Raw genomic sequence first — 439 nt, 5'->3', positions numbered from 1 at the left:
CCCCTGTATCGACCGAATTGAGGTCGAAGGTGACTTTCGCATCACCCGCCGAGGTGAGGCTACCGGAAATATTCCTGATCTTGTTGGTTTCGACGATCGTGTTCTTCTTGACCGATTGGTAGGTCAGGACCGAAGCGGTCGAGTCCAGCGTCCAGTTCGTCTCTGCCTTCGCAGTTCCCAGTCCGGGCCAAATCAACACCAACAACGCAACGACCAAGCCAAGCGCGTTTATAACGAGCCAGCCTCTTGCCCGTGTTTTCCACCAGACTCCCACGACTTCGAACATGGAACCCCCTGCCTAGAGCAGTTCACGATTTCTCAGCGAGGAGCATAGAACACTTGCTGTCGCTTGGCGAGCATCTCGCGTGGTGCGGTGCACCACTCCAGAGCGATGCAAATCTAGGGTTCATCGTCTTGGTTAGAAGGCGATCTTCAGTCC

At 55.1% G+C, this 439-nt stretch carries 1 pseudogene; it reads right to left on the bottom strand.

The annotated features are described in order from the left end of the window. Positions 1–286, bottom strand: a pseudogene (locus EN949_RS35670) (flagellar motor protein MotB); the annotation flags it as partial. Positions 287–439 lie beyond the last annotated feature (153 nt).

Source organism: Mesorhizobium sp. M7A.F.Ca.US.007.01.2.1, assembly GCF_003998165.1.
Lineage (GTDB): Bacteria > Pseudomonadota > Alphaproteobacteria > Rhizobiales > Rhizobiaceae > Mesorhizobium > Mesorhizobium ciceri.
The sequence above is the reverse complement of the archived record's forward strand: the minus strand, read 5'-3'. Positions and strand labels throughout refer to the sequence as shown.